This is a genomic window from Nocardia citri (assembly GCF_054065835.1).
Genome location: NZ_JBSUQM010000011.1, coordinates 73,982 through 99,030, shown reverse-complemented (window position 1 = coordinate 99,030; position 25,049 = coordinate 73,982). Strand labels below are relative to the sequence as shown.

General features: G+C 66.8%; 20 protein-coding genes. 8 read left to right on the top strand and 12 right to left on the bottom strand.

What is annotated here, in order from left to right:
• The first annotated feature begins 29 nt into the window (after positions 1-29).
• Both ACW2Q0_RS17660 and ACW2Q0_RS17655 read left to right on the top strand, forming a co-directional pair.
• Positions 30-1,112 carry a hypothetical protein gene (locus ACW2Q0_RS17660; RefSeq protein ID WP_457191402.1) on the top strand — a complete coding sequence of 361 codons (1,083 nt, stop codon included), beginning with the start codon at positions 30-32 and terminating at the stop codon, positions 1,110-1,112.
• Positions 1,113-1,203: 91 nt separating this feature from the next.
• Entirely contained in the window at positions 1,204-2,406 is a 1,203-nt protein-coding gene (locus ACW2Q0_RS17655; protein ID WP_457191400.1) for an aminotransferase-like domain-containing protein, read from the top strand.
• A 98-nt stretch (positions 2,407-2,504) separates the two neighbouring features.
• Here the strand turns inward: ACW2Q0_RS17655 and glpK are convergent, their stop codons facing one another.
• Positions 2,505-4,025 (bottom strand): glycerol kinase GlpK, encoded by a 1,521-nt coding sequence (glpK, locus tag ACW2Q0_RS17650; RefSeq protein ID WP_457191398.1) that lies wholly within the window; start codon positions 4,023-4,025, stop codon positions 2,505-2,507.
• Positions 4,026-4,308: 283 nt separating this feature from the next.
• Here glpK and ACW2Q0_RS17645 point away from each other — a divergent pair, with 283 nt between their 5' ends.
• Positions 4,309-6,042 carry a glycerol-3-phosphate dehydrogenase/oxidase gene (locus tag ACW2Q0_RS17645; protein WP_457191396.1) on the top strand — a complete coding sequence of 578 codons (1,734 nt, stop codon included), beginning with the start codon at positions 4,309-4,311 and terminating at the stop codon, positions 6,040-6,042.
• A gap of 3 nt (positions 6,043-6,045) precedes the next feature.
• Here ACW2Q0_RS17645 and ACW2Q0_RS17640 read toward each other — a convergent pair whose 3' ends face one another.
• From ACW2Q0_RS17640 to ACW2Q0_RS17615, 6 genes are all read right to left on the bottom strand, one after another.
• Complete coding sequence (locus ACW2Q0_RS17640; protein ID WP_457191394.1) at positions 6,046-7,317, bottom strand: sensor histidine kinase; 1,272 nt, start codon at positions 7,315-7,317, stop codon at positions 6,046-6,048.
• A 2-nt stretch (positions 7,318-7,319) separates the two neighbouring features.
• On the bottom strand, positions 7,320-7,988 hold the full coding sequence (locus tag ACW2Q0_RS17635) for a response regulator transcription factor (protein WP_457191392.1): 669 nt from the start codon (positions 7,986-7,988) through the stop codon (positions 7,320-7,322).
• 54 nt (positions 7,989-8,042) lie between these two features.
• Positions 8,043-8,261, bottom strand: coding sequence for a hypothetical protein (locus ACW2Q0_RS17630; RefSeq protein ID WP_457191390.1), 219 nt, complete (start codon positions 8,259-8,261; stop codon positions 8,043-8,045).
• A 91-nt stretch (positions 8,262-8,352) separates the two neighbouring features.
• Positions 8,353-8,934 (bottom strand): TetR/AcrR family transcriptional regulator, encoded by a 582-nt coding sequence (locus ACW2Q0_RS17625; protein ID WP_457191388.1) that lies wholly within the window; start codon positions 8,932-8,934, stop codon positions 8,353-8,355.
• 333 nt (positions 8,935-9,267) lie between these two features.
• Positions 9,268-10,074, bottom strand: a complete 807-nt coding sequence (locus ACW2Q0_RS17620; protein ID WP_457191386.1) for a DNA-formamidopyrimidine glycosylase family protein — start codon at positions 10,072-10,074, stop codon at positions 9,268-9,270.
• 233 nt (positions 10,075-10,307) lie between these two features.
• The gene (locus ACW2Q0_RS17615; protein ID WP_457191563.1) at positions 10,308-15,122 is read right to left on the bottom strand and encodes an ATP-dependent helicase; all 4,815 of its coding nucleotides are present in this window, start codon (positions 15,120-15,122) and stop codon (positions 10,308-10,310) included.
• 137 nt (positions 15,123-15,259) lie between these two features.
• Between ACW2Q0_RS17615 and ACW2Q0_RS17610 the strand changes: the two genes are divergently transcribed.
• On the top strand, positions 15,260-15,805 hold the full coding sequence (locus ACW2Q0_RS17610; protein WP_457191384.1) for a histidine phosphatase family protein: 546 nt from the start codon (positions 15,260-15,262) through the stop codon (positions 15,803-15,805).
• Between the two features lie 203 nt (positions 15,806-16,008).
• On the opposite strand, the gene amaB is transcribed toward ACW2Q0_RS17610, so the two are convergent.
• Positions 16,009-17,538, bottom strand: a complete 1,530-nt coding sequence (gene amaB, locus ACW2Q0_RS17605; RefSeq protein WP_457191382.1) for an L-piperidine-6-carboxylate dehydrogenase — start codon at positions 17,536-17,538, stop codon at positions 16,009-16,011.
• Between the two features lie 109 nt (positions 17,539-17,647).
• Between amaB and ACW2Q0_RS17600 the strand changes: the two genes are divergently transcribed.
• The 3 genes from ACW2Q0_RS17600 to ACW2Q0_RS17590 all read left to right on the top strand — a co-directional run bounded on the left by ACW2Q0_RS17600 (position 17,648) and on the right by ACW2Q0_RS17590 (position 20,926).
• A complete protein-coding gene (locus ACW2Q0_RS17600) occupies positions 17,648-18,100 on the top strand; it encodes an Lrp/AsnC family transcriptional regulator (RefSeq protein ID WP_457191380.1) in 453 nt (150 codons plus the stop codon).
• 65 nt (positions 18,101-18,165) lie between these two features.
• A complete protein-coding gene (gene lat / locus ACW2Q0_RS17595; protein WP_457191378.1) occupies positions 18,166-19,515 on the top strand; it encodes an L-lysine 6-transaminase in 1,350 nt (449 codons plus the stop codon).
• 163 nt (positions 19,516-19,678) lie between these two features.
• Positions 19,679-20,926 carry a YVTN family beta-propeller repeat protein gene (locus ACW2Q0_RS17590; protein WP_457191376.1) on the top strand — a complete coding sequence of 416 codons (1,248 nt, stop codon included), beginning with the start codon at positions 19,679-19,681 and terminating at the stop codon, positions 20,924-20,926.
• Position 20,927: 1 nt separating this feature from the next.
• Here the strand turns inward: ACW2Q0_RS17590 and ACW2Q0_RS17585 are convergent, their stop codons facing one another.
• Positions 20,928-21,266 (bottom strand): hypothetical protein, encoded by a 339-nt coding sequence (locus ACW2Q0_RS17585; RefSeq protein WP_457191374.1) that lies wholly within the window; start codon positions 21,264-21,266, stop codon positions 20,928-20,930.
• The gene (locus ACW2Q0_RS17580) at positions 21,266-21,679 is read right to left on the bottom strand and encodes a DUF1707 SHOCT-like domain-containing protein (RefSeq protein WP_457191373.1); all 414 of its coding nucleotides are present in this window, start codon (positions 21,677-21,679) and stop codon (positions 21,266-21,268) included. Before ACW2Q0_RS17580 ends, ACW2Q0_RS17585 begins: the two co-directional genes overlap by 1 nt.
• 206 nt (positions 21,680-21,885) lie before the next feature.
• Between ACW2Q0_RS17580 and ACW2Q0_RS17575 the strand changes: the two genes are divergently transcribed.
• A complete protein-coding gene (locus ACW2Q0_RS17575; RefSeq protein ID WP_457191371.1) occupies positions 21,886-22,128 on the top strand; it encodes a DUF4352 domain-containing protein in 243 nt (80 codons plus the stop codon).
• Here the strand turns inward: ACW2Q0_RS17575 and ACW2Q0_RS17570 are convergent.
• Both ACW2Q0_RS17570 and ACW2Q0_RS17565 read right to left on the bottom strand, forming a co-directional pair.
• The gene (locus ACW2Q0_RS17570) at positions 22,081-23,049 is read right to left on the bottom strand and encodes a patatin-like phospholipase family protein (protein WP_457191369.1); all 969 of its coding nucleotides are present in this window, start codon (positions 23,047-23,049) and stop codon (positions 22,081-22,083) included. The genes ACW2Q0_RS17575 and ACW2Q0_RS17570 overlap by 48 nt on opposite strands.
• A 78-nt stretch (positions 23,050-23,127) precedes the next feature.
• The gene (locus ACW2Q0_RS17565; protein ID WP_457191367.1) at positions 23,128-24,933 is read right to left on the bottom strand and encodes an acetyl/propionyl/methylcrotonyl-CoA carboxylase subunit alpha; all 1,806 of its coding nucleotides are present in this window, start codon (positions 24,931-24,933) and stop codon (positions 23,128-23,130) included.
• Positions 24,934-25,049 lie beyond the last annotated feature (116 nt).

Genomic DNA, 25,049 nt, shown 5'->3' with positions numbered 1-25,049 from the left:
ACCCGTGTGTCCTGGGGAAAGGATTTGGTGTGGGCTCCGAGGGTGATCGCAGGGATAACGAATCCGACCGGTCGGGGTCGGAATTCGGACCCCCGTTGGGCGATTTCGGACCCCCGTTGGGCGATTTCGGACCCCCATTGGACGATTTCGGTCCGCCGGTCGGTGAATTCGGTCCGCCGACGGGTGCGCAGGCTCGACCGCAGTGGTCGGTGCCGGAGCCTGCCGCTGATCATCCCGAGCTGATCTGGCGTCCCGCCGACGAACCGCCGACGGTGACGCCGCCACCTCCGCAGCACCGCGCGCCGGATTCGACCGTGTTCGGTGACGTACCGCCACCGCCGACGCGGCAACCGCAGCCGCCGACCCGTCGACCCGAACCGCCGGTCGAGCCGGACCCCGACGAGGCCACCGTCCGGCATGCGACACCGGCCACGGGCCAGCGTGACACCTGGTGGAACAGCCCCACCGAATCGGGCGAGGTACCGAAGCCGCCGTCCGAGCCGTCGGGCCTGTCCTGGGCCGACGATCCGATCGCCAAGCGTCTCGCGCCGACGCTGATCTCCGACACCATCACCGCGGCCCCGCGGCACAGTTCGCGCGGCCGGTGGATCGTGCTCGGTGTGCTCGCCGCGATCGTGGTGGTCCTCGCGCTGGTGGTGACCTTCGTCGCGGTCCGCCGCGACGGCAACGGCAGTCCGCAGGTGGCGCCACCCGCACCGCCGAGCACCTCGGCCGCGCTGAGCTGCCCCGCGAGCAAAGATGGCAAGGTGACGCGCGGCAACGGGCAGGGCGACACCGCGAGCGGCGCCGGTGCGATCCTCGGCTTCCAGTACGAGTTCTACGTCGACCGCAGCGGTGAACGCGCGCGCAGGTTCGTCGCGCCGGATGCCGAGAATGTGTCGACGGCCGAGGTTATCCAGCGGGCCATCAACGAACAGATCCCGGTTGGCACCACACACTGCCTGCGGATTGCCGAGGCGGCCGCGGACACCTTCGAGGTGGACCTCACCGAGCATCGGCCCGACGGCACGACCAATGTCTACCGGCAGACCATCATCACGGTGGTCCGAGACGGCAAGACGGTGATCTTCGCGATCCGGGAGCGCGCCTGAGTTCTCAGATCATGGGATGAATATTTCACAATTTGGTAGCGGTGTGGGACAGTGGGGTTTCGCGTACCGTGGCGTTCCCTCGGAGGTTTCCATGTCGCCGACCGATCCACCGCTCGCGGCCAAGCTGGGCGGACTGAAGAGTTCGGCGATTCGTGATCTGCTCAAGCTGACCACGCGCGACGAGGTGATCAGCCTCGCGGGTGGTCTGCCGGATGCGGAGTTGATGCCACGGGAACGTCTCGCCACGGCGGCCGATGCGGCGCTGCGCGGTTCCGCGGTGTTGCAGTACACCGAGTCGCCCGGTTGGGCTCCGCTGCGCGATGTGCTGCGTCAGCGGGAGTCGGCCAAGCTCGGCCGCTCGGTGGGGTTCGACGAGGTGTTCGTGACCCATGGATCGCAGCAGGCGCTTTCGCTGCTCGCCGAGGTGCTGCTGGATCCGGGTGCGCTGGTGGTCGTCGAGGATCCGGCGTATGTCGGGGCGCTGCAGGTGTTCCGGGCGGCCGGTGCGCGAATTGTCGCGGTGCCCTTGGATGCCGAGGGTATGCGGCTGGAGGTGCTGAAGGAGCTGCTTGCATGCGGTGAGCGGCCGGCGGTCGTGCATACGGTGAGCAATTTCCACAATCCGGGTGGCGTAACCATGAGCCCGTCGCGTCGTCGCGAGTTGGCCGAACTCGCCGATACCCACGGCTTCTGGGTGATCGAGGACGATCCGTACGGTGAGCTCTGGTTCGATCAGCCTTCGCCCGATCCTGTGGCAACCTACTCCCGCAATGTGATTCGGCTCTCCAGTGCCTCGAAGATCCTCGCGCCCGCGCTGCGGGTCGGCTGGATGGTGGCGCAGGAACGGATCTGTCGCGCGGTCGAATTGCTGAAGCAGGGTGCGGACCTGTGCGGTTCGGCGCTGACCCACCAGATCGCCGCCGACCTGCTCACCGACGAAACCTGGCTGACCGGCCACGTCGACACCATCCGCACCGCATACGGCGACCGCGCCAAGGCGCTCGTGCACGCCGTGCGCACCCGCTTCGGCGACCGCGTCACCTGCACCGACGCCGCCGGTGGCATGTTCGTATGGGCCGATTTCACCGACGGCACCGATACCGATCAACTGCTGCCCCGAGCCTTGGCGCACGGCGTGGCCTTCGTCCCCGGTTCGGCCTTCGCCGTCGACACCGATTACAGCCACTCGATGCGCATGTGCTTCACTACGTTCGACCCGCCGGCGCTGGAAGCTGCGGTCGCCCGGATGGCCAGAGCTGCTGAGCAGTTGAGGGCCACTGCACGCGGCGACTGATTTCGTCAGCACGTGGATAACTCGTCAGGTACGACCAAGCGCCGCTGCGCACTCCGCCGCCGGACCGCGCCGTGACCCTCGGCGCGGCCGACGACCGGCTAAATATTCGGGGAGGCGGGGGAGCCGACCCAGTTGTAGGTGCGCTCCACGGCCTTATTCCAGGCGGCGAGATGGGTTTCGCGGTCCGTGGCCGACATCGCGGGCCGCCAGGTCTTATCCGCGGCCCAGTTGGCGCGGATGTCATCGGTGCTCTCCCACAGACCGACGGCGAGTCCGGCCGCATAAGCCGCACCCAGCGCGGTGGTTTCATTGACGACCGGACGGACCACCGGCACATCGAGAATATCGGACTGGAACTGCATCAGCAGATCATTGCCGACCATTCCGCCGTCGACCTTGAGCGTGGTCAATTCCAGCCGCAACTGCTGGGATTCGGCGTCCGCACGCATCGCGTCCATGACCTCGCGCGTCTGAAAGGCGGTGGACTCCAACACCGCTCGCGCCAGATGCGCCTTGTTGACGAAGCGGGTCAGGCCCGCGATGACACCGCGGGCATCCGGGCGCCAGCGCGGCGCGAAGAGACCGGAGAACGCGGGGACGATGTAGGCGCCGCCATTGTCCTCGACGCTGCGCGCCAGCGGTTCGATCTCATCGGCGGCGGAAATGATGCCGAGATTGTCCCGGAACCATTGCACCAGTGAGCCGGTCACCGCGATGGAGCCCTCCAGCGCGTAGACCGCCGCCTCGCCGCCGAGCCGGTAGCAGACGGTGGTGAGCAGGCCGTGCCTGCTGAATACCGGAGTGGTTCCGGTATTCAGCAGCATGAAATTGCCGGTGCCGTAGGTGTTCTTGGCCTCGCCGGGCGACAGACAGGCCTGGCCGAAGGTCGCCGCCTGCTGGTCGCCGAGAATGCCCGCGACGGGTATGCCCGCCAACGGACCGGAGCCGATCTCCGCGTATATCTCCGACGAGCTGCGGATCTCGGGCAGCATCGACTGCGGTATCCCGAATTCCGTGCAGATCCGCGAATCCCATTGCAGGGTCCGCAGATCCATCAGCATAGTGCGCGAGGCATTGGTCACGTCGGTGATGTGCTGACCGGTGAGATTCCACAGCACCCAACTGTCGATGGTGCCGAAACACAGCTCACCGGCCTCGGCCCTGCCCCGCGCACCCTCGACATTGTCGAGAATCCAGCGCAGTTTCGGGCCGGCGAAGTAGGTGGATAGCGGCAGACCGGTGCGGTCCTGATAGCGCGTCGCACCGAATTCGCCGCCCAGTTCGGTGACCAGACGGTCGGTGCGGGTGTCCTGCCAGACGATCGCATGATGAATCGGCTTGCCGCTGGCCCGATCCCACACCACGGTCGTTTCGCGCTGATTGGTGACGCCGATCGCGTTGATCTCGTCGGCGGCGATGCCGGTGCTTCGAAGTACCTCGCCGAGCACGAATTCGGTATTGCGCCAAATGGTTTCGGGATCATGCTCGACCCAGCCCGGCCGCGGAAAGATCTGTTCGTGTTCGCGCTGCGCGACACCGACGACGCGGCCCTGTCGGTCGAAGATGATGCACCGACTCGAGGTCGTGCCCTGATCAATGGCGGCCACATAGCGACGCATTCGTGCAGGCTACTAAAACCGACGTGGCGCGCGGCGGAAACCGCGGAGAGCATTGTGCGTCACATCGCGGCCAGCGGGTTTTCGGACTAGTCTCAGTATCGGTTACCGGCGGGTAGCACCAGTTATCGGCTGCGGGCGACACGGCGTCGGACCCGACAGGGGATCGTCGCCGATTCCCCTAGCCTGTACAACAGAACACCGCCCCCTTACTGAGCAGCTCGATCGTGTGCCCGAAAGACCACAAACGTCGTCTACACCCCGATGCCGGCTGGAGGAGTCGACCATGACCAAGAAACCGGAATCGCAGTTCCTTGGCCCCGAACAGCGAGCGGCGGCATGGGAGCGCTTCGGTAAGGACCACTTCGACATGGTCGTCGTCGGGGGCGGTGTGGTCGGATCGGGTATCGCGCTCGACGCGGCTACGCGCGGTCTGAAGGTCGCGCTGGTCGAGGCGCGCGATCTCGCCTCCGGTACCTCGAGCCGGTCCTCGAAGATGTTCCACGGCGGACTGCGCTACCTGGAGCAACTGGAACTCGGATTAGTGCGCGAGGCATTGCGGGAGCGCGAACTGTCCCTCGCCACGCTCGCACCGCATCTGGTGAAACCGCTGCGCTTTCTCTACCCGCTGACCCACCGGGGCTGGGAACGCCCGTACGTGGCCGCCGGGCTGGTGCTCTACGACACCATGGGCGGCGCGAAATCCGTTCCCGGACAACAGCATCTATCCCGACACGGTGCGCTGCGGCTGGCACCCGGGCTGCGCCCCGACGCGCTGGTCGGCGGCGTCAGCTATTACGACACGGTCGTCGACGATGCCCGCCACACCATGACCGTCGCTCGCACCGCCGCGCACTACGGTGCGGTTATTCGTACGTCTACCCAGGTCGTCGGCTTCCTGCGTGAGGCGGACCGAGTTGTCGGGGTGAAAGTGCGCGATAGCGAGGACGGCTGCACCGGCGAAATCCGCGCGCATGTGGTGATCAACGCGACCGGCGTGTGGACCGATGAGGTCCAGGCGCTCTCACACAATCGTGGCCGCTTCCACGTGCGCGCATCCAAGGGCGTGCACATCGTGGTGCCGCGCGACCGCATCGTCAGCGATACCGCGATCATCCTGCGCACCGCGACCTCGGTGCTGTTCGTCATCCCGTGGGGCGCGCACTGGATCATCGGCACCACCGACACGGACTGGAATCTGGATCTCGCCCATCCGGCGGCGACCAAGGCCGATATCGATTATCTGCTGGACCGGGTCAACCAGGTGCTGGTCACTCCGCTCACGCCCGCCGATATCGACGGCGTGTACGCAGGTCTGCGGCCTTTGCTTGCGGGAGAAAGCGATTCGACCTCCAAGCTTTCGCGCGAGCACGCTGTCGCCCGGGTCGCGCCCGGACTTGTCGGCATAGCGGGCGGTAAGTACACCACCTACCGGGTGATGGCCTATGACGCGGTCGATGAAGCGGCGCAGGACATTCCGGCGCGCGTTTCGCCGTCCATCACCGAGAAGGTGCCGCTGCTCGGTGCCGACGGCTATTTCGCGCTGATCAATCAGACGGTCCAACTCGCCGAGGCATACGGTGTGCATCCGTACCGGGTCAAACATCTGCTCGATCGCTACGGCTCGCTGATCGACGAGGTTATGGCGATGGCCGACGGCAAACCCGAACTGCTGCAACCGATTATGGACGCACCGTCGTATCTGCAGGTGGAGGCCGTCTACGCGGCCGCAGCGGAGGGCGCGCTGCATCTGGACGACATTCTGGCCCGCCGGACCAGGATCTCCATCGAATACTCGCACCGCGGCGCGAACTGCGCCGAACAGGTGGCCCGGTTGGTCGCACCGATCCTCGGCTGGGACGAGGACGAAATCGACTGGGAGGTAAGCACTTACCAGGCCCGCGTCGATGCGGAGGTGCACTCCCAGACCCAGCCGGACGACCGCTCCGCCGATGCCCTGCGCATCGCCGCCCCCGAACCGCGCCCGGAAATCCTGGAACCGGTCCCGTTGGACAGCTGAGATTTAGTCGACGGCTGGTGGCGGCAGCACAATCGAGGCGATCGTGCCGCCACCCGCGGCCGGTTCCATCGTCGCGGTGCCGCCGTGCAATTCGGCGATCCACGCCACCAGCGCCAGCCCGATCCCGCTGCCCCGCCCCCCGCTGACCCCGCGGGTGAACGGACTGCTCGACAGCTGAGGATGCAAACCCGCACCATGGTCACGCACGCTGACCCGGCCATCGGCGACATGAATTTCCACTGGCGCACCGCGGTTGACCGCCCCGTGCGTGATCGCGTTCTCGATGAGATTGCGCACCGCGAGGCTCAGCAGATTCGGATCCCCGGTCACCACACTGGGATCGGCCCGCAGCACGATATCGGCCTGCGGGAATTCCTCGACCACCGATTCGGTGAGCTGATCGAGCAGCAACTGCACCTGCTCCATGGTGGTGATACCCGACTGCATACGCGCACGCGCCAATAATCCCGCGACGATCCGTTCCATCCGACTGCCCAATGCCCTGGCATCGACCAGCGCTCGCTCGACCTCGTGCGGATTACGGCGGCGCGGTGCGGTGACCAATCCGAGAGTCGTGAGCGGCGTACGCAATTCGTGTGCGGCATCGCCGAGGAAACGCTCCTGCTCTTCGAGCAGCACAATGGCCTGTCGCATGCTCCGGCTCGAGAGCAGATGTCCGGCCATCGCGGACAGCGCGACGAGCGTGAGCCCGCCGACGACGAGTCCCCAGATCAGCAGCGCCCGATCACGGTCGAATGCACCGGGATTCGTGCCCGCGATAACCACGGCCTTCGTCTCGGAATCCTCCCAGGTGATGGGTGTCGCCGCGATACGGACCGGGCGGCCCGCGCCGTCGTATCCGTCGCGGAAGAGGGTCTGCCCGGCCAGGTCGGCGTCATCGGCGAGGCCGGCCACGCCGTCATCCTTGGGCAGCCAGGAGCGCAGATGCGCGAAATTCTCCTGCCACTTGCCATTTCCGCGCGCGCTGAGCACCACCACCGCGACCTCGCCATTGGCGAGCACGTCGTTCTCGAGCTGGCTGATGTCGATGGTTTCCTCGCCCTCGGGCAGGTCGACGGCGCGAAAGAGTCCGCTCACCACCCGATCGAGGGAATCGTCGAGCGCGGTCTCCCGCGAGCGGGCATCGATGGTCGCCGCGACGATGCCGAGAATGATCAGACAGGTCGCGGTGATGGCGGTGATCAGGGCGGTGAGCAGCCAGCGGGTGCGGCGGAGGCGGGCCACGGCGGGGCGGGCATCCGCCGTGGAAATCACGGTTAGAATGAGTCAGTTCCGATCAGGAATCCGGTGCCGCGCACGGTCTCGATCACCGGTGGTGCACCGAGCTTGCGACGCAGCTGCGCTATGACGGCGTCGACGACATTCGATGCGGGTTCGGCCATTTCGTCCCAGCAGCATTCGATGAGCTCCGAACGCGAGACGACGCTGTCCGCGCGGATGGCGAGCAGTTCGAGTACGGCGAATTCCTTCGGCGTCAGCGACCGCAGAATGCCCGCGCGCTGCACCCGGCGCCGCGGCAGGTCGATATCGATATCGCCGAGCACGATTCGGGCCGGCGCCGGATGTTCGCGCCGCCGCGACAGCGCACGCACCCGCGCGAGGAGTTCCGGGAGGGCGAACGGTTTGACGAGGTAGTCGTCGGCGCCATGCTCGAAGCCGGCAATACGATCGGCGAGTGCGTCGCGAGCGGTGAGCATCAGGACCGGCACCCGCTGCCCCCGCGCGCGGTACGCCGCGACCAATTGCAGACCGTCGCCATCGGGTAGGCCGCGATCCACCACGATCACGTCGTAGCCATTGACGGAGATCTTGACATCGGCATCCGCGAGATCGGCGGCGAGGTCTACCGCGAAACCGGCCGAGCGCAGTCCCGCGGTGACTTCCATGCCCAGACCCTCGTCGTCCTCGATCACCAGCACTCGCACGAGGTCAGAGAATAAGGTATTTCACTCCCGATGCGCTGGCTGGCGTCCGAGTACTCAGTAGGTGTACAGATCCCAGCCGTCGGCGACCTGGCGGCACTCCCACTGGGTGCCACCGGTCTTCGGCGAGTTCCCGTCGGCGGCGCAGGCCTCGTAGGTCGCGTAGTTGCCGATGAAATCGGTGTGCATCGGGATGGGTGCGGCCGAGGCGACCCCGGCGCCCGCGGCGGCGGCGAGTGCGAGCGTTCCGATGGCGATCGCGGAGCGGATCTTCATGGTTTCCTCTCTTTCGCGCGGGTTGTTCCCGCGTTGGGACAAGAAAACCAAAGCGTGCGTGAGAATTTCGTGATGACGCTGAAACCGCCGTTCAATGCTCCTTTTTCGGGGATTCGACATGGGTGGCCCACGCCATGAGCGATCGAATGTAGCGCAGTACCAGTTCATCCGGGTACCGCTGCGGGTCGCCCAGATGCAGCCGAGCCAGTTCCTCCAATGCCGCGAGCATGATTCGCTCGGTCGCGCCATCCGGATCGACGGTGACCCCGGCATGGCGCGACAGATGCCGCGCGCCGATCGCCCGAGCATAGGACCGGCCGAGTTCGAGCCGGTCGCGCAGATCCGGCGGTCCGCCGCCGGGCGGGCTGAGGATGATCCGCCAACTCGTCGGCTCGGCATGCAGGTACGCGAGAATGCCGCGCCCGATCCGATCCGCGTCGTCATCGGCGTCGGACCAGTCGAGCGTGCCGATACCGGCGAGTGCGATGGCCGATTCGCGATCCACCAGCGCGGTCATCAGTCCGGACAGATCAGTGAACTGCTGATACACCAATGCGCGTGCGACCTCACCCTCGCGCGCGACCCGATCGATACTCACCGCGCCGAAGCCGTCGACGGCGACGATGTCACGCGCGACATCGAGTAGCTGTTCGCGTCGCTCGGCCGCGGACATGCGGCGCTTGGGTGCGGGACAGGGCTTCGCAGTAGGGTGCCCAGACGTCGAACGCTCCGTGGTCACGGCAAAGACGGTAGCGCAAATAGCAGGTCCACCGCCTGGGCAGCGCTGTGCACCGCGCTCTCCATGGTGGCCGACCAGTCGGTCGCGGCCCAGTCACCGGCCAGTACCACCGTCGGCGCCGAGGTGCGCTGATCCGAGCGCGGGCTGTGTGCCGAGCGCCCGGGAGCAGAAGGCCGTGAGCCGGAGGAAGCGGCGGCCGAGCCAGTCCTCGCCGCCGATGCACCGCTTGCTCCCGGTCGTGTTGTCAGGCTGACCCGGTAACTCCTATTAAGCGGGTTCGAGCTGGCAGCGCGGGCAGAAGTAGATTCCGCGTTCGCGCTGGGTGATGCGGTCGGACTGGGTGATCCGGGCCGTTCGGGCGGGTTGGGGTTCGGTTTCGCCGAGCAGGTGTACGAGCATGCGGGTGCCGCAGCGCTGGCACGGGCGGCGGGCGCGGCCGTAGGCCAGTGGCCGCCATGGTGGTTTGGTGGCGGCTTTGGTGAGTACGCGATGGGCCTCGTGCACTAGGGCGAGCAGGTCGGGGACTTCGCCGACCGGAGTGGCGGGGTGGACCCGGCGCAGGAAGCAGATTTCGCTACGGAAGATATTGCCGATACCGGCCAGGTTGCGCTGGTCGAGCAGGGCGAGGCCGATCGGTTGGGCCGGATGCCGCTCGAGCCGTCGCACTGCCTCGATGACATCCCAGTTCGCGCCGAGCAGGTCCGGGCCGAGGTGGTCGGTGGCGGTGTGCTCGTCCGCGCGTCGCAGCACCTCGACGGTGCCGAGCGAAAAGCCCACCGCCTCGGTGTCATCGGTGCCGAGCACCAGCCGGGCGGTCACCGGCGGCCGCGTCCACCGTTCACCGGCGCAGTAGGTCCGCCATTCACCCTCCATCTTCAAATGCGTGTGGACGCTGACCTCGTCGGTTCGGACGAACAGATGCTTGCCATAACTGGCGACCGCCTCGACCCGCTGCCCAACCAGATCGACCGTGGCGTAGCGCGGCACCCGGAAATCGCTGCGGATCAGCGTTTTCCCTGCCAGCGCGAGCCGCAGTCTGGCCGCGGTCAGGTATACGGTGTCGCCTTCAGGCATGAGTCGACCATAGGTTGATTCGGACCGGAGTCACTGCCGGCCTCGCATTGCGAGTCCGTGCGTCGTCACGCGGACGCTGACGGCCGCAGCCGATCTCGGCGCGGGTTCGACATCGACTCTTCGCGGTGTGCGCGTGGTCGTCGGCGGGTGGTTCCGGCATCGCGGCGTGTGAGTAGCGGTCGTCGCGCGTGCCGCGCGGCCGCAGCGATGCCGTCTGCGGGTTCGCTGCCAGGTCACGGCTTGCTCCGCAAACGGAGTCCGCGTGGGGTTGCGGAGAATCCGGCCGCGGTCAGGAAATCGGCGAAGGTGTTGCCGTGCACGGTTTCTCCGTCCACCTTGTCGATCACCAGTGAGTCGACGCGGCGGTCGCGTACCAGATCGGCGAGGGCGGTGGCCGCGGCCTGGCGGACGTTCGGATCCTCGGTGAAGGTGAGCAGCGTTTTCCCGCCGCGCTCCAGATACAGCGCGAGTTCGCCGTCGACGAGGACGACGATGGCCCCGGCCTTGCGTCCGGGGCGGTGGCCCGCGCCTTCGGACGGTCCCTTCGGCCAGGGCAGTGCCGCGCCATACGGGTTCGCGGGATCGCTTGCCGCCAAGGTGAATGCGGTGCTCCGGCGTTGTCCGATGGTGTCGGGGCGGGTGCGTTCGGTGTCGAAGGAGCGCAGTCGGTCCACCACATCGGTGGTGGAGAACTGCGCGCCGCCCAACGAATCGATGAAATAGCCACGGCGGCACCGTCCGCGATCCTCGAATTCGGTGAGCACGCGGTACATGAGCGCGAATCCGCCGGGCACGCCCTCGTTCTGCACCGAACCGCGGGTCAGCACGCCGTACCGCTCGAGCAGGATGTCGGCCGTCGCGTGGGCACGCAGGGTGTTGTCGGCCACTCGCTCCGGCAGCAGGGACCAGCGGCCCGCGACGGCGGGTGGTCCGGATCTGGTCGGCATATTGGGTCGTGGGAGGTAGGCACGTCCGCGTGGCGCGCGCCGCGGTGTGCGATGCGCGGTTGTGGTCCGAGCCGTCCCCGAGAGCAGTGCGCGGACCGGGGCGAAGGTGTCACCGGAGATCGCACCTGCCCAAACGAGCTCCCACAGCGCGTTCGCGACTCGAGCGTCGTCGAGCAGTCCGGTGGTATCGGAGAGCTGCCGGAAGAAGTACGCGCCACCGCCGTGCAGAACCGGGGGGAGTCGAAGTGGCGGTGCGGCACTGTTGGTGGTGATGGAAATTTTCCCTGAAATATCCTGTGCCGTGTCATCATCCAGCGATACGACGTGATCGGGCGGTGCCTCGCTGTCGGCTCCGATGGGCGTCCACGGGGTGATCGATGCGCCCAACGCACTGAGCAGGCGCAAGTGCGCCTCGGAGAGTTCGATCTCGTCGGCAGGCGTCAGCGTGAACGCGGCCTGATCGGCCGGATGCAGCGCAATCCAGCCGTCCTTGGCGGTGATGGCGCCGTGCCCGGACCAGATGACCTCACCGGTGGCCATCAGCTCGTCCAACATGGCGGGGGAGTAGTCGCGCACCCGCGCGGGCAATACCAGCGATTCCCATGCGGAAGCGGGAATCGGCACTCCCGCAAGCTGTTCCACTACCGCCGCGACCCCGTCGACCCCGCGCAATTCACCGGTACCGATGTGCTGCCAAGACGGCAAGAACCGGCCGAAGGCGGCGGTCGCGACCGGTTCCACCTCGTGCCGAGCGGCCGCGAGCGACCGGCGGCGCAATCGGCGCAGCACCTGGCTGTCGCACCATTCCGAGCCGCTGGCCGCGGGTGTGAATTCGCCCTCTACCACCCGCTTTTCCGCGACCAGCCGATGCAGTGCGGTCGCGGCGACCGCGGTGCCGAGCCCGAAACGGGCGGCTACGGCCTCGGTAGTGAACGGTCCGTGTGTGCGGGCATAGCGCCCGACCAGGTCGCCGAGTGGATCGGCGACGGGTTCGATGAATGCGGCCGGGGTGCCGATCGGCAGCGGTACGCCGAGCGCATCGCGCAGGCGCGCGGCATCCTCCACCGCGACCCACCAGGTTCGTCCGGCGAAGGTGACCTCGAGTGCGCGCTTCGATGTCACCAAGTTCGCGAACCATTCCGCCGGATCACCGGATTGCTCCGCGTCGTCGAGTCGAACCTCGGTGGCACCGACGCACCGCCGCGCGACTTCCTCGGCAGTCAGCGGTCCGAGCAGCCGCAGCAGATCGGCCAGCCCCTCCGCATCCCGCGCCAACCGTTCGGGCGTGAGCCGCTGCAGTTCCCGCTCGGTCTGCTCGATGACGTTGGCGTCCAGCAGCTCCCGCAGTTCCACCCGTCCGAGCAGTTCGGCGAGCAGACTCGAATCGAGTGACAGTGCGGCGGCGCGACGTTCGGCCAGCGGACTGTCCCCGTCGTACATGAACTGCCCGATGTAGTCGAACAGCAGCGAATTGGCGAACGGTGACGGCGTCGCGGTCTCGACCTCGACCAGTCGCACCTGACGACGTGCCACCCGCCCCAGTAGATCCCGCAGTGCCGGCAGATCGTAGACGTCACGCAGACATTCGCGCACCGTCTCCAACAGGATCGGAAAGTCCGGAAACTTCCGCGCCACATCGAGCAATTGCGCCGAACGCTGCCGCTGCTGCCACAGCGGCGCACGCTTACCCGGATCGCGCCGGGGCAGCAGTAGCGCTCGCGCCGCGCACTCCCGGAATCGCGATGCGAACAGTGCCGATCCGCCGACCTGTTCGGTGACGATATCGTCGATCTCATCGGGTTCGAAGACGAAAAGTTCGGCACCGGGCGGATCGTCGGTCGTGTCGGGCAGTCGCACCACGATTCCATCATCGGAGGCATTGGGCGCCACCTCGACCCCGAACCGCTCGCGCAGCCGCGCACCTATCGCCAACGCCCAGGGCGCGTGTACCGGCAGACCGTACGGCGAGTGCAGCACCAGCCGCCAATCGCCCAGTTCGTCGCGGAAGCGCTCGACGATCAGGGTCTTATCGGTGGGCAATTGTCCGGTGGCAGTGCGTTGTTCGTCGAGCAGGGTCACCAGATTCGCGGTGGCCTTGTCGTCGAGGCCGGCGCCACGTACGAGTGCCTCGACCGCCGGATCCGTTGGGGCCTTCTTCTTTCCGTCGGCTTCCGGGTCGAAATCCGACGGCGAATGCGCACCCGCCTTGCGAATGAATTCACCCAGCGCCGCACCGAGTTCGGCGGGGCGGCCGAGTCCGTCACCATGCCAGAACGGCAGCCGCCCGGGCTGACCGAACGCGGGCGTGACCAACACGCGGTCGAAGGTGATCTCCTCGATGCGCCAGCTGGTCGCGCCGAGAGCGAATACATCGCCGACGCGTGACTCGTACACCATCTCCTCATCGAGTTCGCCCACCCGGGAGGCCTTTTCACCGACCATGTAGACCGCGAACAGACCGCGGTCCGGGATCGCGCCACCCGAGGTCACCGCCAGTCGCTGGGCGCCGGGGCGACCGGTGAGCGTGCCCGCGTCGCGGTCCCAGACCAACCGGGGCCGCAGTTCGGCGAACTCGTCCGACGGATAGCGACCGGCGAGCAGATCGAGCACCGATTCATATGCCGACCTGGGTAGCGAGGCGTAATTGCCGGTGCCGCGCACGGTTTCGAACCAGGCGTCGACATCGATGGGTTCGAGCGCGCAGGCCGCGACGGTCTGCTGGGCCAGGATGTCCAAGGGGTGCGCGGGAACTTGCAGCGCCTCGATCTGCCCCGCCGTCATCCGTTGCGAGGCGACCGCGCAGTGGATGACATCGGTGCGATGCTTCGGGAACAGCACCCCGCGCGAGATCTCACCGACCTGGTGCCCGGCCCGCCCGACCCGCTGCAAACCACTCGCCACCGACGGCGGCGCCTCCACCTGTACCACCAAATCGACCGCGCCCATATCGATTCCGAGTTCGAGACTGCTGGTGGCGACAACGCAGCGCAGCCGTCCGCTCTTGAGATCGTCCTCGATCAGCGCCCGCTGCTCCTTGCTCACCGAACCGTGGTGTGCGCGGGCCAGCAGCGGGTCGGCGCCGTGGATCACCTCGGTGGACGCACCGAGTTGGGCTGGTGGTTTGTGCGCGCCGCGCGCGTCAGACATGGGGGAGGCAGCTTGTGTAACCATGGTGGGCCCCGCGGGTGGCCTGTCGGACACGGTCTCGACGGCCTCGCCCAGCCGCACGGCGTAGGCCTCGTTGAGCCGCGCGGTCAGCCGCTCGGCCAACCTGCGCGAATTCGCGAAGACGATCGAAGACCGGTGCTCCAGCACCAGATCCACGATCGCCTCGTCCACATGCGGCCAGATCGAACCGGGCTGATCGGAATCGCCGGGTTCGGTCATATCCGCGATCGGCACGCGCACGGACAGATCGAAGGTCTTGGGTGCGGGCGGTGCAACAATGGTGATCGGCGCATTCCCCACCAGATATCGCCCGACCTCCGCGGGCGGGCGCACCGTCGCCGAGAGCCCGATCCGCTGGGCGGGCCGCTCGGTCAGCAGGTCCAACCGGGCCAATGACAGCGCCAGATGCGCACCGCGCTTACCGCCCGCGATGGCGTGCACCTCGTCCACGATCACCGTGCCGACATTGCTCAGTGTTTCCCTGGCCGCCGAGGTGAGCATGAGGAACAGCGATTCGGGCGTGGTGATCAGAATGTCGGGCGGTGTCCGCTGCATCGATCGCCGGTCCGCGGCACTGGTATCGCCGGAACGCACGCCGACGGTGATCGTCGGCGGATCCAGGCCGAGCCGCTTGGCGGTTTGGGTGACCCCGACCAGCGGCGCGCGCAGATTCCGCTCGACATCCACCGCCAATGCCTTCAGCGGTGACACATAGAGCACCGAGGTGCGGACCTTGCCCTCGGGCTTCGGTCGGGTCGCGAGTTGATCAATGGCCCACAGAAAGGCCGACAACGTCTTGCCCGAACCCGTCGGCGCGACGACCAGGGTGTGTTCACCTGCGGCAATGGCCTGCCACGCGCCCAACTGAGCGGCTGTCGGCGCGGGAAATGCGCCGTCGAACCACTCTTGGGTCGCGGTGGAGAACTGGGCCATGACATCAGTGTGCACCCGGGCACCGACAACCAGCAGCGATGGCCGGAATACCTCGGGTCCGACACATGGCTCCCAGCGCGAGCGAAGAGGTGGCAATCGAAGTACGGCCGCCAGTGTCGCCCCGTACGCTTCCAACCGTGCAAAAGGTGCTCAGACTCGACCTGGTCAGCCATGGCATGACCGAGGCGATGCGAAAGGCACGTTTTCCAGTAGACGAATCGCTGACCGAGGCCGGTCGCCGGGCAATCGCGGCGGGCGGCCGCCTGGCCGCGGCGCGAGTGCTCACCGGACCCGAGCGCCGGACCGTGGAAACGGCCGCGCTGATGGGACTTCCGGGCGAGCAGGACGTCCGGCTGCGGGATCTGGATGCCGGCGCGTGGCGCGGCGGTGAACTGATGTCGGTGCCGCAGGATGAGCTATACGCCTGGCTGACCGACCCGCAGTTCCGTGGTCACGGTGGCGAATCCGTGACCGATGTGGTCGAGCGGACCAGGTATTGGATGGCCGAAATCGCCTCCGAGGGCATGTCCACCATCGCGGTCACCCATCCGGCGGTGATTCGCGCGGCGCTGCTGGTGACCCTGGACGCACCGCCGAAATCGTTCTGGCGGATCGACATTCCGCCGGGCAGCGTCACCCGGCTGCACTACCGCGGCGAGTGGACGTTGCACTTCACGGCGTAGTGGGGACTGCGCGCAGCCGTCCCACGTCGACCGTGCCCTGTCTCGCACGGCATCAGTGAGCAACTGAGCCGGGATGGAGGGATCCGCGCCGCGGCGGCCGGAGGTCGCGCAGCCACGCTCCATCGGCCGACAGACTGCACCCCTCCGGCGTTGGCGAGTCCAGCGAGGGAACTGCTCCCCGAAACCGGCTATCCCGAACGGGCTCAGCCGAATTGGATGCCCTGGGCCAGTGGCAGCTGATCGGAGTAGTTGACGGTGTTGGTCGCGCGCCGCATGTATGCCTGCCACGAATCCGACCCGGACTCCCGCCCGCCGCCGGTGTGCTTCTCGCCGCCGAACGCGCCACCGATCTCCGCGCCGGAGGTGCCGATATTGACGTTGGCGATACCGCAATCGGAGCCGTCGGCGGCGACGAAGCGTTCGGCCTCACGTTGGTCGGCGGTGAATACCGCGGAGGAAAGGCCCTGCGGCACACCGTTGTGCAGTTCGATGGCGGCGTCGAAGTCACGGTAGGTCAGCACGTACAGGATCGGTGCGAAGGTTTCCTCGCGAACCACGGCGGTCTGGGCGGGCATCCGCACGATCGCGGGGCGCACATAGAAGGCATCGTCGCCGAGGCCGTCGACTCGCTCACCGCCGCAAACCAATTCGCCGCCATCGGCGAGCGCACGGTCGATCGCCACACGCATCCCCGCATAGGCGCGCTCGTTGATCAATGGGCCGACGAGCACGCCGTCGTCGAGCGGATTGCCAACGCGCAGTTGTCGATACGCCCCCGCGACGCGGTCCAGCAGGGGCCCGACGACATCGGCGTGCACGATCAGCCGACGCAAGGTTGTACAGCGCTGCCCGGCCGTACCCGCCGCCGCGAAGACGATGCCGCGCGCCGCCAGCTCCACATCGGCAGTGGGCGTGACGATCGCGCCGTTATTGCCGCCCAACTCCAGCAGGCACCGCCCGAACCGAGCGGCCACCCGCGGCGCCACCGCGCGGCCCATCCGCACCGAACCGGTCGCGCTCACCAGCGCCACCCGCTCGTCGTCGACCACTCGGGACCCGACCTCCGCGCCACCTTGAATCAATTGGTGCACTTCGGGATCCGCGCCGACGTCGGCGGCCGCGCGGCGCAACAGCGTATGGCAGGCCAGCGCGGTCAGCGGTGTCGTCTCCGATGGTTTCCACACCACCGTGTCACCGCAGACCAGCGCGACGGCGGTATTCCATGCCCACACCGCGACCGGGAAGTTGAACGCCGAGATCACCCCGACCACACCGAGCGGATGCCAGGTCTCCATCAGCCGATGACCGGGTCGCTCCGAGGGCATGGTCTTGCCGTAGAGCTGGCGCGACAAACCGATTGCGAATTCGCAGATATCGATCATCTCCTGCACCTCACCGACGGCCTCGGCGCGGATCTTCCCGGCTTCCAGGGTGACCAGCTCGCCGAGTTCGGCCTTGTGCGCGGTAAGCAGTTCGGCCAGTCGTCGCACCACCCCGGCCCGCACCGGCGCGGGAACGGTGCGCCACCCGCGGAAGGCCGCCGCTGCTCTGCCGATCGCCGCATCCGCATCGTCCAGGGAATCGGCGGGCAGGGTCATCAGCGTGCCACCGGTGATCGGTGTCCGCGCGGGCAGTTCGCCCACGACCGGTGTCTGCGCGCCGAGTATGTGCAGCAGTTCGGCCGCGCGGGCGGCCAAGTTCTTGGTCCGGTGGTCGTCGAGCGTCTCTGTCATCGGTTGCTCCGCTGTAGCTTTGGGTCCGCGAACAATATCGGACGGGTACGGTGGGTTAACGAGAAAAAGTTTTCGCCACGAGTTGCCTCGGCTGGGTTAGCCTTCGCTGATGGCGGATACACCGGCAAGACCCGTACTCGACGACATCGATCGCCTGCTGATTCGTGAACTGATGGCCGATGGTCGCGCCACCTTGTCGAATCTGGCCGAAAAGGCGAGCTTATCGGTATCGGCTGTGCAATCGCGGGTCCGCAGACTAGAGGCGCGCGGGGTAATCCGTGGCTACACCGCACATGTCGATCCAGAGGCGCTCGGGCAGTTGCTGTCGGCATTCGTCGCCATCACTCCTCTCGACCCCTCGCAACCCGATGACGCGCCTGCCGTGCTGCAACATATCCCGGGAATCGAGGCATGCCATTCGGTGGCCGGTGACGAGAGCTACGTGTTGCTGGTTCGGGTGGCCTCTCCTCGGCACCTCGAGCAGTTGCTGCAGGAGATCAGGACGACCGCCAACGTGAGAACTCGAAGCACCATCATCTTGCAGACATTCTACGACAGGTAGCCGTCTGGCCGTAATTAATTCGTTATTCCGTAGAAGTTTCGTAAAGATTTACGTACCCTACGGATGTGACCATCGAACTGGAGCGCACCCGCGCGGGGAGTGACACCGCACCGGTCACCCCCGCCTCCCGGGTACACGAGATCCTGTCGGCGCACATCCTCGTCGACGGATTCGACCTGGTGCTGGATCTACGGAAATCCCGTGGCTGCCGGATCGTCGATGAACGCGACGGCAGCTCCTACCTCGATATGTTCGGCTTCTTCGCCTCGAATGCCCTCGGCATGAACCATCCGGCCTTGGCCGAGGACGAAGAGTTCCGCGCCGAACTGAGCGTCGCGGCCATCAACAAGCCGAGCAACTCCGATATCTACACCGTCGAGATGGCCCGCTTCGTAGAAGCTTTCGGGCGCGTACTCGGCGATCCCCGGCTACCGCACCTGTTCTTCATCGACGGCGGCGCACCGGCGGTGGAGAATGCGCTCAAGGTCGCGTTCGACTGGAAGAGCAGGCATAACGAATCCTGTGGGCGCGCACCGGAACTCGGCACCAAAGTGATGCACCTGACCGGAGCGTTCCACGGCCGCACGGGCTACACCATGTCGCTGACCAACACCGATCCGGTGAAGACGGCCCGCTTCCCCAAATTCGATTGGCCGCGTATCGATGCGCCGTTCCTGGCCAACGGCGTCGACGTCCCCGCCGCCGAAGCGCACGCACTCGACCAGGCGCGCCGCGCCTTCGCCGAAAACCCGCACGACATAGCATGTTTCATCGCTGAACCGATCCAGGGCGAGGGTGGCGACCGTCATCTGCGCCCGGAATTCCTGCAGGCCGTGCAGCGGCTCTGTCACGAAAACGACGCGCTGTTCATCCTCGACGAGGTGCAGACCGGTGTCGGTATGACCGGAACCACATGGGCATACCAGCAACTCGGGCTCGAGCCCGATGTCGTCGCTTTCGGCAAGAAGACCCAGATCTGCGGCATCATGGCGGGCGGGCGCGTGGACGAGGTGCCCGATAACGTCTTCGTGGTCAGCTCGCGGCTCAATTCCACCTGGGGCGGCAACCTTACCGATATGGTGCGGACCCGGCGCATCCTCGAGGTGCTCGAGCGTGATGAGCTGATCGAACGGTCCAGACCGCTCGGCGCGCACCTGCTGCGGCGTCTGGAACAGCTTGCGGCGGACCATCCTCGGGTCACCGAACCGCGCGGACGCGGGTTGATGTGCGCCATCACGCTGCCCTCGGCCGAACTGCGCAATGACGTGCTGACCGCACTGCGGGAACGCGAACGCGTGCTCATTCTCGGCACCGGCGAATGCGGCATCCGGTTCCGGCCACCACTCACCGTGACCGAGGCGGAGTTGGATGCCGCGGTCGACGCCCTCGATCGAGTACTCGGCGATGTCGGGTAGTTAGCTGACCACCGCCGGAACCCGACTGTCCGAGTGCATTTTTCCGGATGATTCGGGCAATCCGTAGCGTCCTGGCGCGGATTGCTGGGGAAACCGGGCGGTAGCGCCTAGGCTTCGCACCCATGTCATCTCGTCTTCACCACTTTCTGGGACGGTGCAGCGCGTGACCCGACAGCGCAATCACCGAAGCTGCGCACCGGATGGCGGAACCAGAACTTCCGCCATCCGGCAACTGCTCGCTTCGCTGACCGTCCTGGTGACGGTCGCGGGGTGCGCCGCGAGCCAAGCCGGCTCGGTGGGTGTGGCGACCGCGCCGCCGACCACCACGGTCAACGGCATAACCAGCGCGGCGCCACCGCATCTGGAGAATCTGTTACCCGGCATGCCGCCGCCGTTGTCACCGACCGATGTCTATGCCGCGAACCGGGAGTTGAGTCCGGCGGTGGCCGACCATCGGCCCCTGGTCTACGTGCCGAACAGCGAATCGCATTCGGTTTCGGTGATCGACCCGGCAACCTTCCAGGTGATCGACAGCTTCCCGGTCGGTGGTCGGGAACCCCAGCATGTGGTGCCGTCCTATGACCTGCAGACGCTGTATGTCACCAATGATCTGCCGATCGGTGGGGGTTCCCTGCTGCCGATCGATCCGCGGACCGGCAAACCCGGCGAGTCCTTCCCGGTGCGCGACCCCTACAACATGTACTACACGCCGGATGGCCAATACGCGCTGGTTGTCGCGGAGGCGGATAGGTCGCTGGACTTCTACGATCCGCACACCTGGCAGAAGGTGCACGCCCTCCCGGTGCCCGACTGCGCGGGCGTGGACCATATGGACTTCACCGCCGACGGTCGATTCGCACTGGCCAGTTGTGAATTCAGTGGCCGCATGCTGGTTTTCGACGTGGCCGAGCGCACGGTGGTGAAAATGATCGACCTGCCGGGCGGTCGTGGTGGCATGCCGCAGGACGTCAAGCTGTCGCCGGACGGGCGCATCTTCTTCATCGCCGATATGGTCGCGGACGGCGTTTACACTATCGACGCATCGTCCTGGGAGAACACCGGTTTCGTGCCGACCGGCAAAGGTGCGCATGGCCTGTATGTCACTCGCGACTCCAAACAGATGCTGATTACCAACCGGCACGAGGGCAGCATCTCCGTCTGGGATTTCGCCGCGAATGCGTTGGTGCGCAAGTGGTTCATCCCGGGCGGTGGCAGTCCGGATATGGGCAACCTGTCCGCGGACGGGCGAGTTTTCTGGGTCTCCGGTCGATACCACGCGGAGGTGTACGCGATCGATATCGAGAACTGGAATCTGTTGGCGCGCATACCTGTTGGGCGTGGCGCGCATGGACTGACCGTCTGGCCGCAGCCGGGCCGCTACTCCACCGGACACACCGGTGTAATGCGCTGACTCAAGACAGTCGCAGGCCCAGGCCGTCTGCTACGAAGCGGCGGACCGCGGTGGTCCCGGTTTCGAGGGCGGACTCGTAACCGGGGCGGGCCCAGCCGGTGAGTTCGGCGGTGTTGTCGGCGCCGGGCGTTACGACGATTTCGGCGACCAGTTCGGCGGTGGTGGGTTCGCAGACGGCCCAGGAGAAATGAGATTCGTCATCCCACTGCTCGCCGCGAAGGGTGACGTAGTCCGGATCGGTGATGCCGCCATCGGCGAGGGCGGGGCGATCATCTATGCGGTCGTCGGCGCGCAGGGCGCGCAGATACCACGTGCCCGCATTGATTTCGACGGGCTCCATCAGTCCTCCAGCTCCCTGCGGCGGCGCCGGTCGCGCGGGCGGCGGCGCCGGTGTTCGTGCCGACCGCCGAACAGCAGTGCGCCCGTTAGCGGGATAGCGAGGAACCAGAGCCAGCTGCCGGTGACGAAGAAGAGAATGACCGCCAGGATCGGGATCACCGCCATCGCCCGCTCCGGCCACTCGTCGAGGAATCCGGAGTCGCGTTTGGCGGGTGCCGTGGCGACAGGCGCGGGATCGGGCAGATCGACGAAGACTTTCTCCAAGTCGCCACGGGTCAGTGCGGCCGCGGCCGCGGCACTGCGCTCGTCGAACTCCGCCACGCTGAGTCGCCCGGCGGCGAAATGATCGGAAAGGCGCTGCATCGCTTGCTCACGCTCCGCGGTGCCGATGCGGATCTCGGGCAGGTCACTCATGACAGGTAGGCTAGCCGCTTTTGCTGAACGGTCCGGTGCTGCCGTGGCATCCGGGCTCGTCGAATTCCGCGGCGTGGAGTGGGCCGGTTACGCCGCCTCTGCGGACCGATTCGATTCGCAACCCGGGGACATCGGCTCGCAGGTCGGTCGAGCGGCCCGAATCGTCGACTACTCGGACGGGCTGTTCCCGCGACGGCAATCGCTCGTTGCGGTTTCTGCCCGTCGGCCAACGCCTCGTGGATACCCAGGGCCGCCGCCAGATCGACCACAATGCGATCGCGACGATGTGGCAGACCGCGCAGCGTCGCTACGGCTATTCGTTCGAACTCCAGCCAGGGCAGTCGGCCACCACTCAGCTGGTCTTCGACGTCCCGCAGGACGCCACCCCGAACCGACTCGAACTACACGACTTCATGCTCTCCGACGGCACCACCGTCGAGCTCAACTAGCGCGGCCAGGGACGCGTGCACGGCTTGGCGCCCGATCGTCAATGCCTCGGCGAGCAGCGCGGTGTCGCGCGCGGCGCTGTCCACATCCGGAGCACCGAGGGGTGGGTGGATCTGCAGAACCGCGTCACCGAGGCCCGCCAGGAAGCTGTCCTCGACATCCTGCTGATACGGCCGCTGCAGCCAGGCACGGTAGGCGCCCGGCGCTCGGAAGCGCAGATAGCTGCCCCCGACGATCTGGTGCAGCCACGGCGCGGGTGGACGTCGTTCATCGGTGCGTCGGGTGCGCAGTACCAAGGCGTGCGTCGCACCGTCGCGCACGGCGGTGCGGATCGGGACCGTTTCGGACAGCCCGCCGTCGAGATATTCGGCTCCGCCCAGCGGTACCGGCGGACCCGCGAGAATCGGCAGTCCCGCCGAGGCCCGCAGTGCGGTCATCAGCGTGGGCTTATCGACGATATGGCGGTGCAGATCGACGGCGTGCCCGGTGTGGATATCGGTGCCGATCGGATGAAAGGTGGTGGCATTGGCCAGAATCGCCGGAAAATCCATCGGCTCGATGCCGTCGTAGACCTGGTTCACCAGATAGTGCAGATCGAAGGCGGGCCGACCACGCAGCAGCCGCGCCGGATCGACCGCGCGTCGCATGATCACCGGATCGGTCCAGGACCGTACACCCGACGGCGCCCGCCCACACAAGAACCACGCCGCGTTGATCGCGCCCGCCGAAGTGCCGTACACGGCATCGAAGATCGAGGCGAGCCCGAGTTCCTCCAGCGCCTGCACCATCCCACTGGAGTAGACGCCGCGGCTGCCACCGCCCTCGATGACCAAGGCGAGGCGATATCCGTCGGCGCGGCTGGCTGATTCACCTCGACCGCGGATGACCTCCGCGACGGTGGGCACGACGGCAGAGAGGGGCACCGGACCACGATACGACAGAGCGGGAGCGGACGTCGGTGTCCAGCGCCCGCTCCGAGACGGTCTTCGCCAGCTGTTTACTTACTTGATTTCTGCCAGCACGGTGCCCTGCGTGATAGCCGCACCCGCCTCCACGGATAGTCCGGTGACGACACCGGCCTTGTGCGCGTTGACCGGGTTCTCCATCTTCATGGCCTCGAGCACCACGATCAGATCGCCCGCCTCCACCGACTGGCCCTCTTCGACCGCGACCTTGACCACGGTGCCCTGCATCGGCGCGGTGACCGCGTCACCGGAGGCCGTGCCGCCACCGGCGCCGCCACGCTTGCGCGGCTTGGGCTTCTTGCGGATCACCCCGGCGCCATTGCTGCCCGCACCCGCAGCACCGGCGCCGACGGTGAAGTTGCCCGGCAACGACACCTCGACCCGACGCCCGCCGACCTCGACGACGACCTTCTGCCGCGGCTGCGCTTCGTCCTCGTCAGCGGCGGCACCGGCCGGGGTGTACGGCTCGACGTTGTTGACCCATTCGGTCTCGATCCACTTCGTGTAGACGTCGAACTTTTCGCCGTCGCCGATGAATGCCGGATCCTCGACGATCGCGCGGTGGAACGGGATGACCGTCGCCAGCCCCTCGACATGGAATTCGGCTAGCGCGCGCCGGGCCCGCTGCAGCGCCTGCTCGCGGTTCTCGCCGGTGACGATCAGCTTGGCGAGCATCGAGTCGAACTGACCGCCGATCACACTGCCCTGCACCACACCGGAATCGACACGCACACCGGGGCCACTGGGCTCCTGGTACACCGAAACCGGGCCCGGCGCGGGCAGGAAGCCGCGACCGGCGTCCTCTCCGTTGATCCGGAACTCGAACGCGTGACCGCGCGGCGTCGGATCCTCGGTGATCGCCAGCTCATGGCCCTCGGCGATGCGGAACTGCTGACGCACCAGGTCGATACCGGCGGTCTCCTCGGTGACCGGGTGCTCGACCTGCAGGCGGGTGTTCACCTCGAGGAACGACAAGGTGTCGCCCTGCACCAGATACTCCACCGTGCCCGCGCCGTAGTAACCGGCTTCCTTGCAAATGGCCTTGGCCGAGGCGTGGATGCGTGCGCGCTGGTCATCGGTCAGGAACGGCGCGGGCGCCTCCTCGACGAGCTTCTGGAACCGGCGCTGCAGTGAGCAGTCGCGGGTGCCCGCGACCACCACGTTGCCGTGCTTGTCGGCGATGACCTGTGCCTCGACATGGCGGGCCTTGTCCAGGTACTGCTCGACGAAGCATTCACCGCGACCGAACGCCGCGGTTGCCTCGCGGACGGCGGAGTCGAACAGTTCCGGAATCTCCTCGATGGAGTGGGCGACCTTCATACCGCGACCGCCACCACCGAAGGCGGCCTTGATCGCGACGGGCACGCCGTACTGTTCGGCGAACTCGACCACCTCGGCCGCGTTCTTGACCGGATCCTTGGTGCCCGCCGCCATCGGCGCCTTCGCGCGCTCGGCGATATGACGCGCGGTGACCTTGTCACCGAGGTCGCGAATCGACTGTGGGGAGGGGCCGATCCAGATCAGCCCGGCGTCGATGACGGCCTGGGCGAAGTCGGCGTTCTCGGACAGGAATCCGTAGCCGGGGTGGACGGCATCGGCGCCGGACTTGGCCGCGGCATCGAGAATCTTGTCGAAGACGAGGTACGACTCGGCCGAGGTCTGCCCGCCGAGGGCGAACGCCTCGTCGGCGAGTTTCACGAAGGGGGCATCGGCATCCGGCTCCGCGTACACCGCGACACTGCCGATACCGGCATCCTTGGCCGCCCGGATCACGCGAACGGCGATCTCGCCTCGGTTAGCTACGAGCACCTTCGATATCCGCGCGCTGGCATGGCTGGGCACTGAGCCTCCTGTAAGCAATCTTCTTGGTCGCCCCGTGGTCGACATACTTCCGTCTCGGGGGAGTGTAGGCAGTCTGCCAACAACCGCCGCACTCGGATAGCCCTACTCCGCAGTAG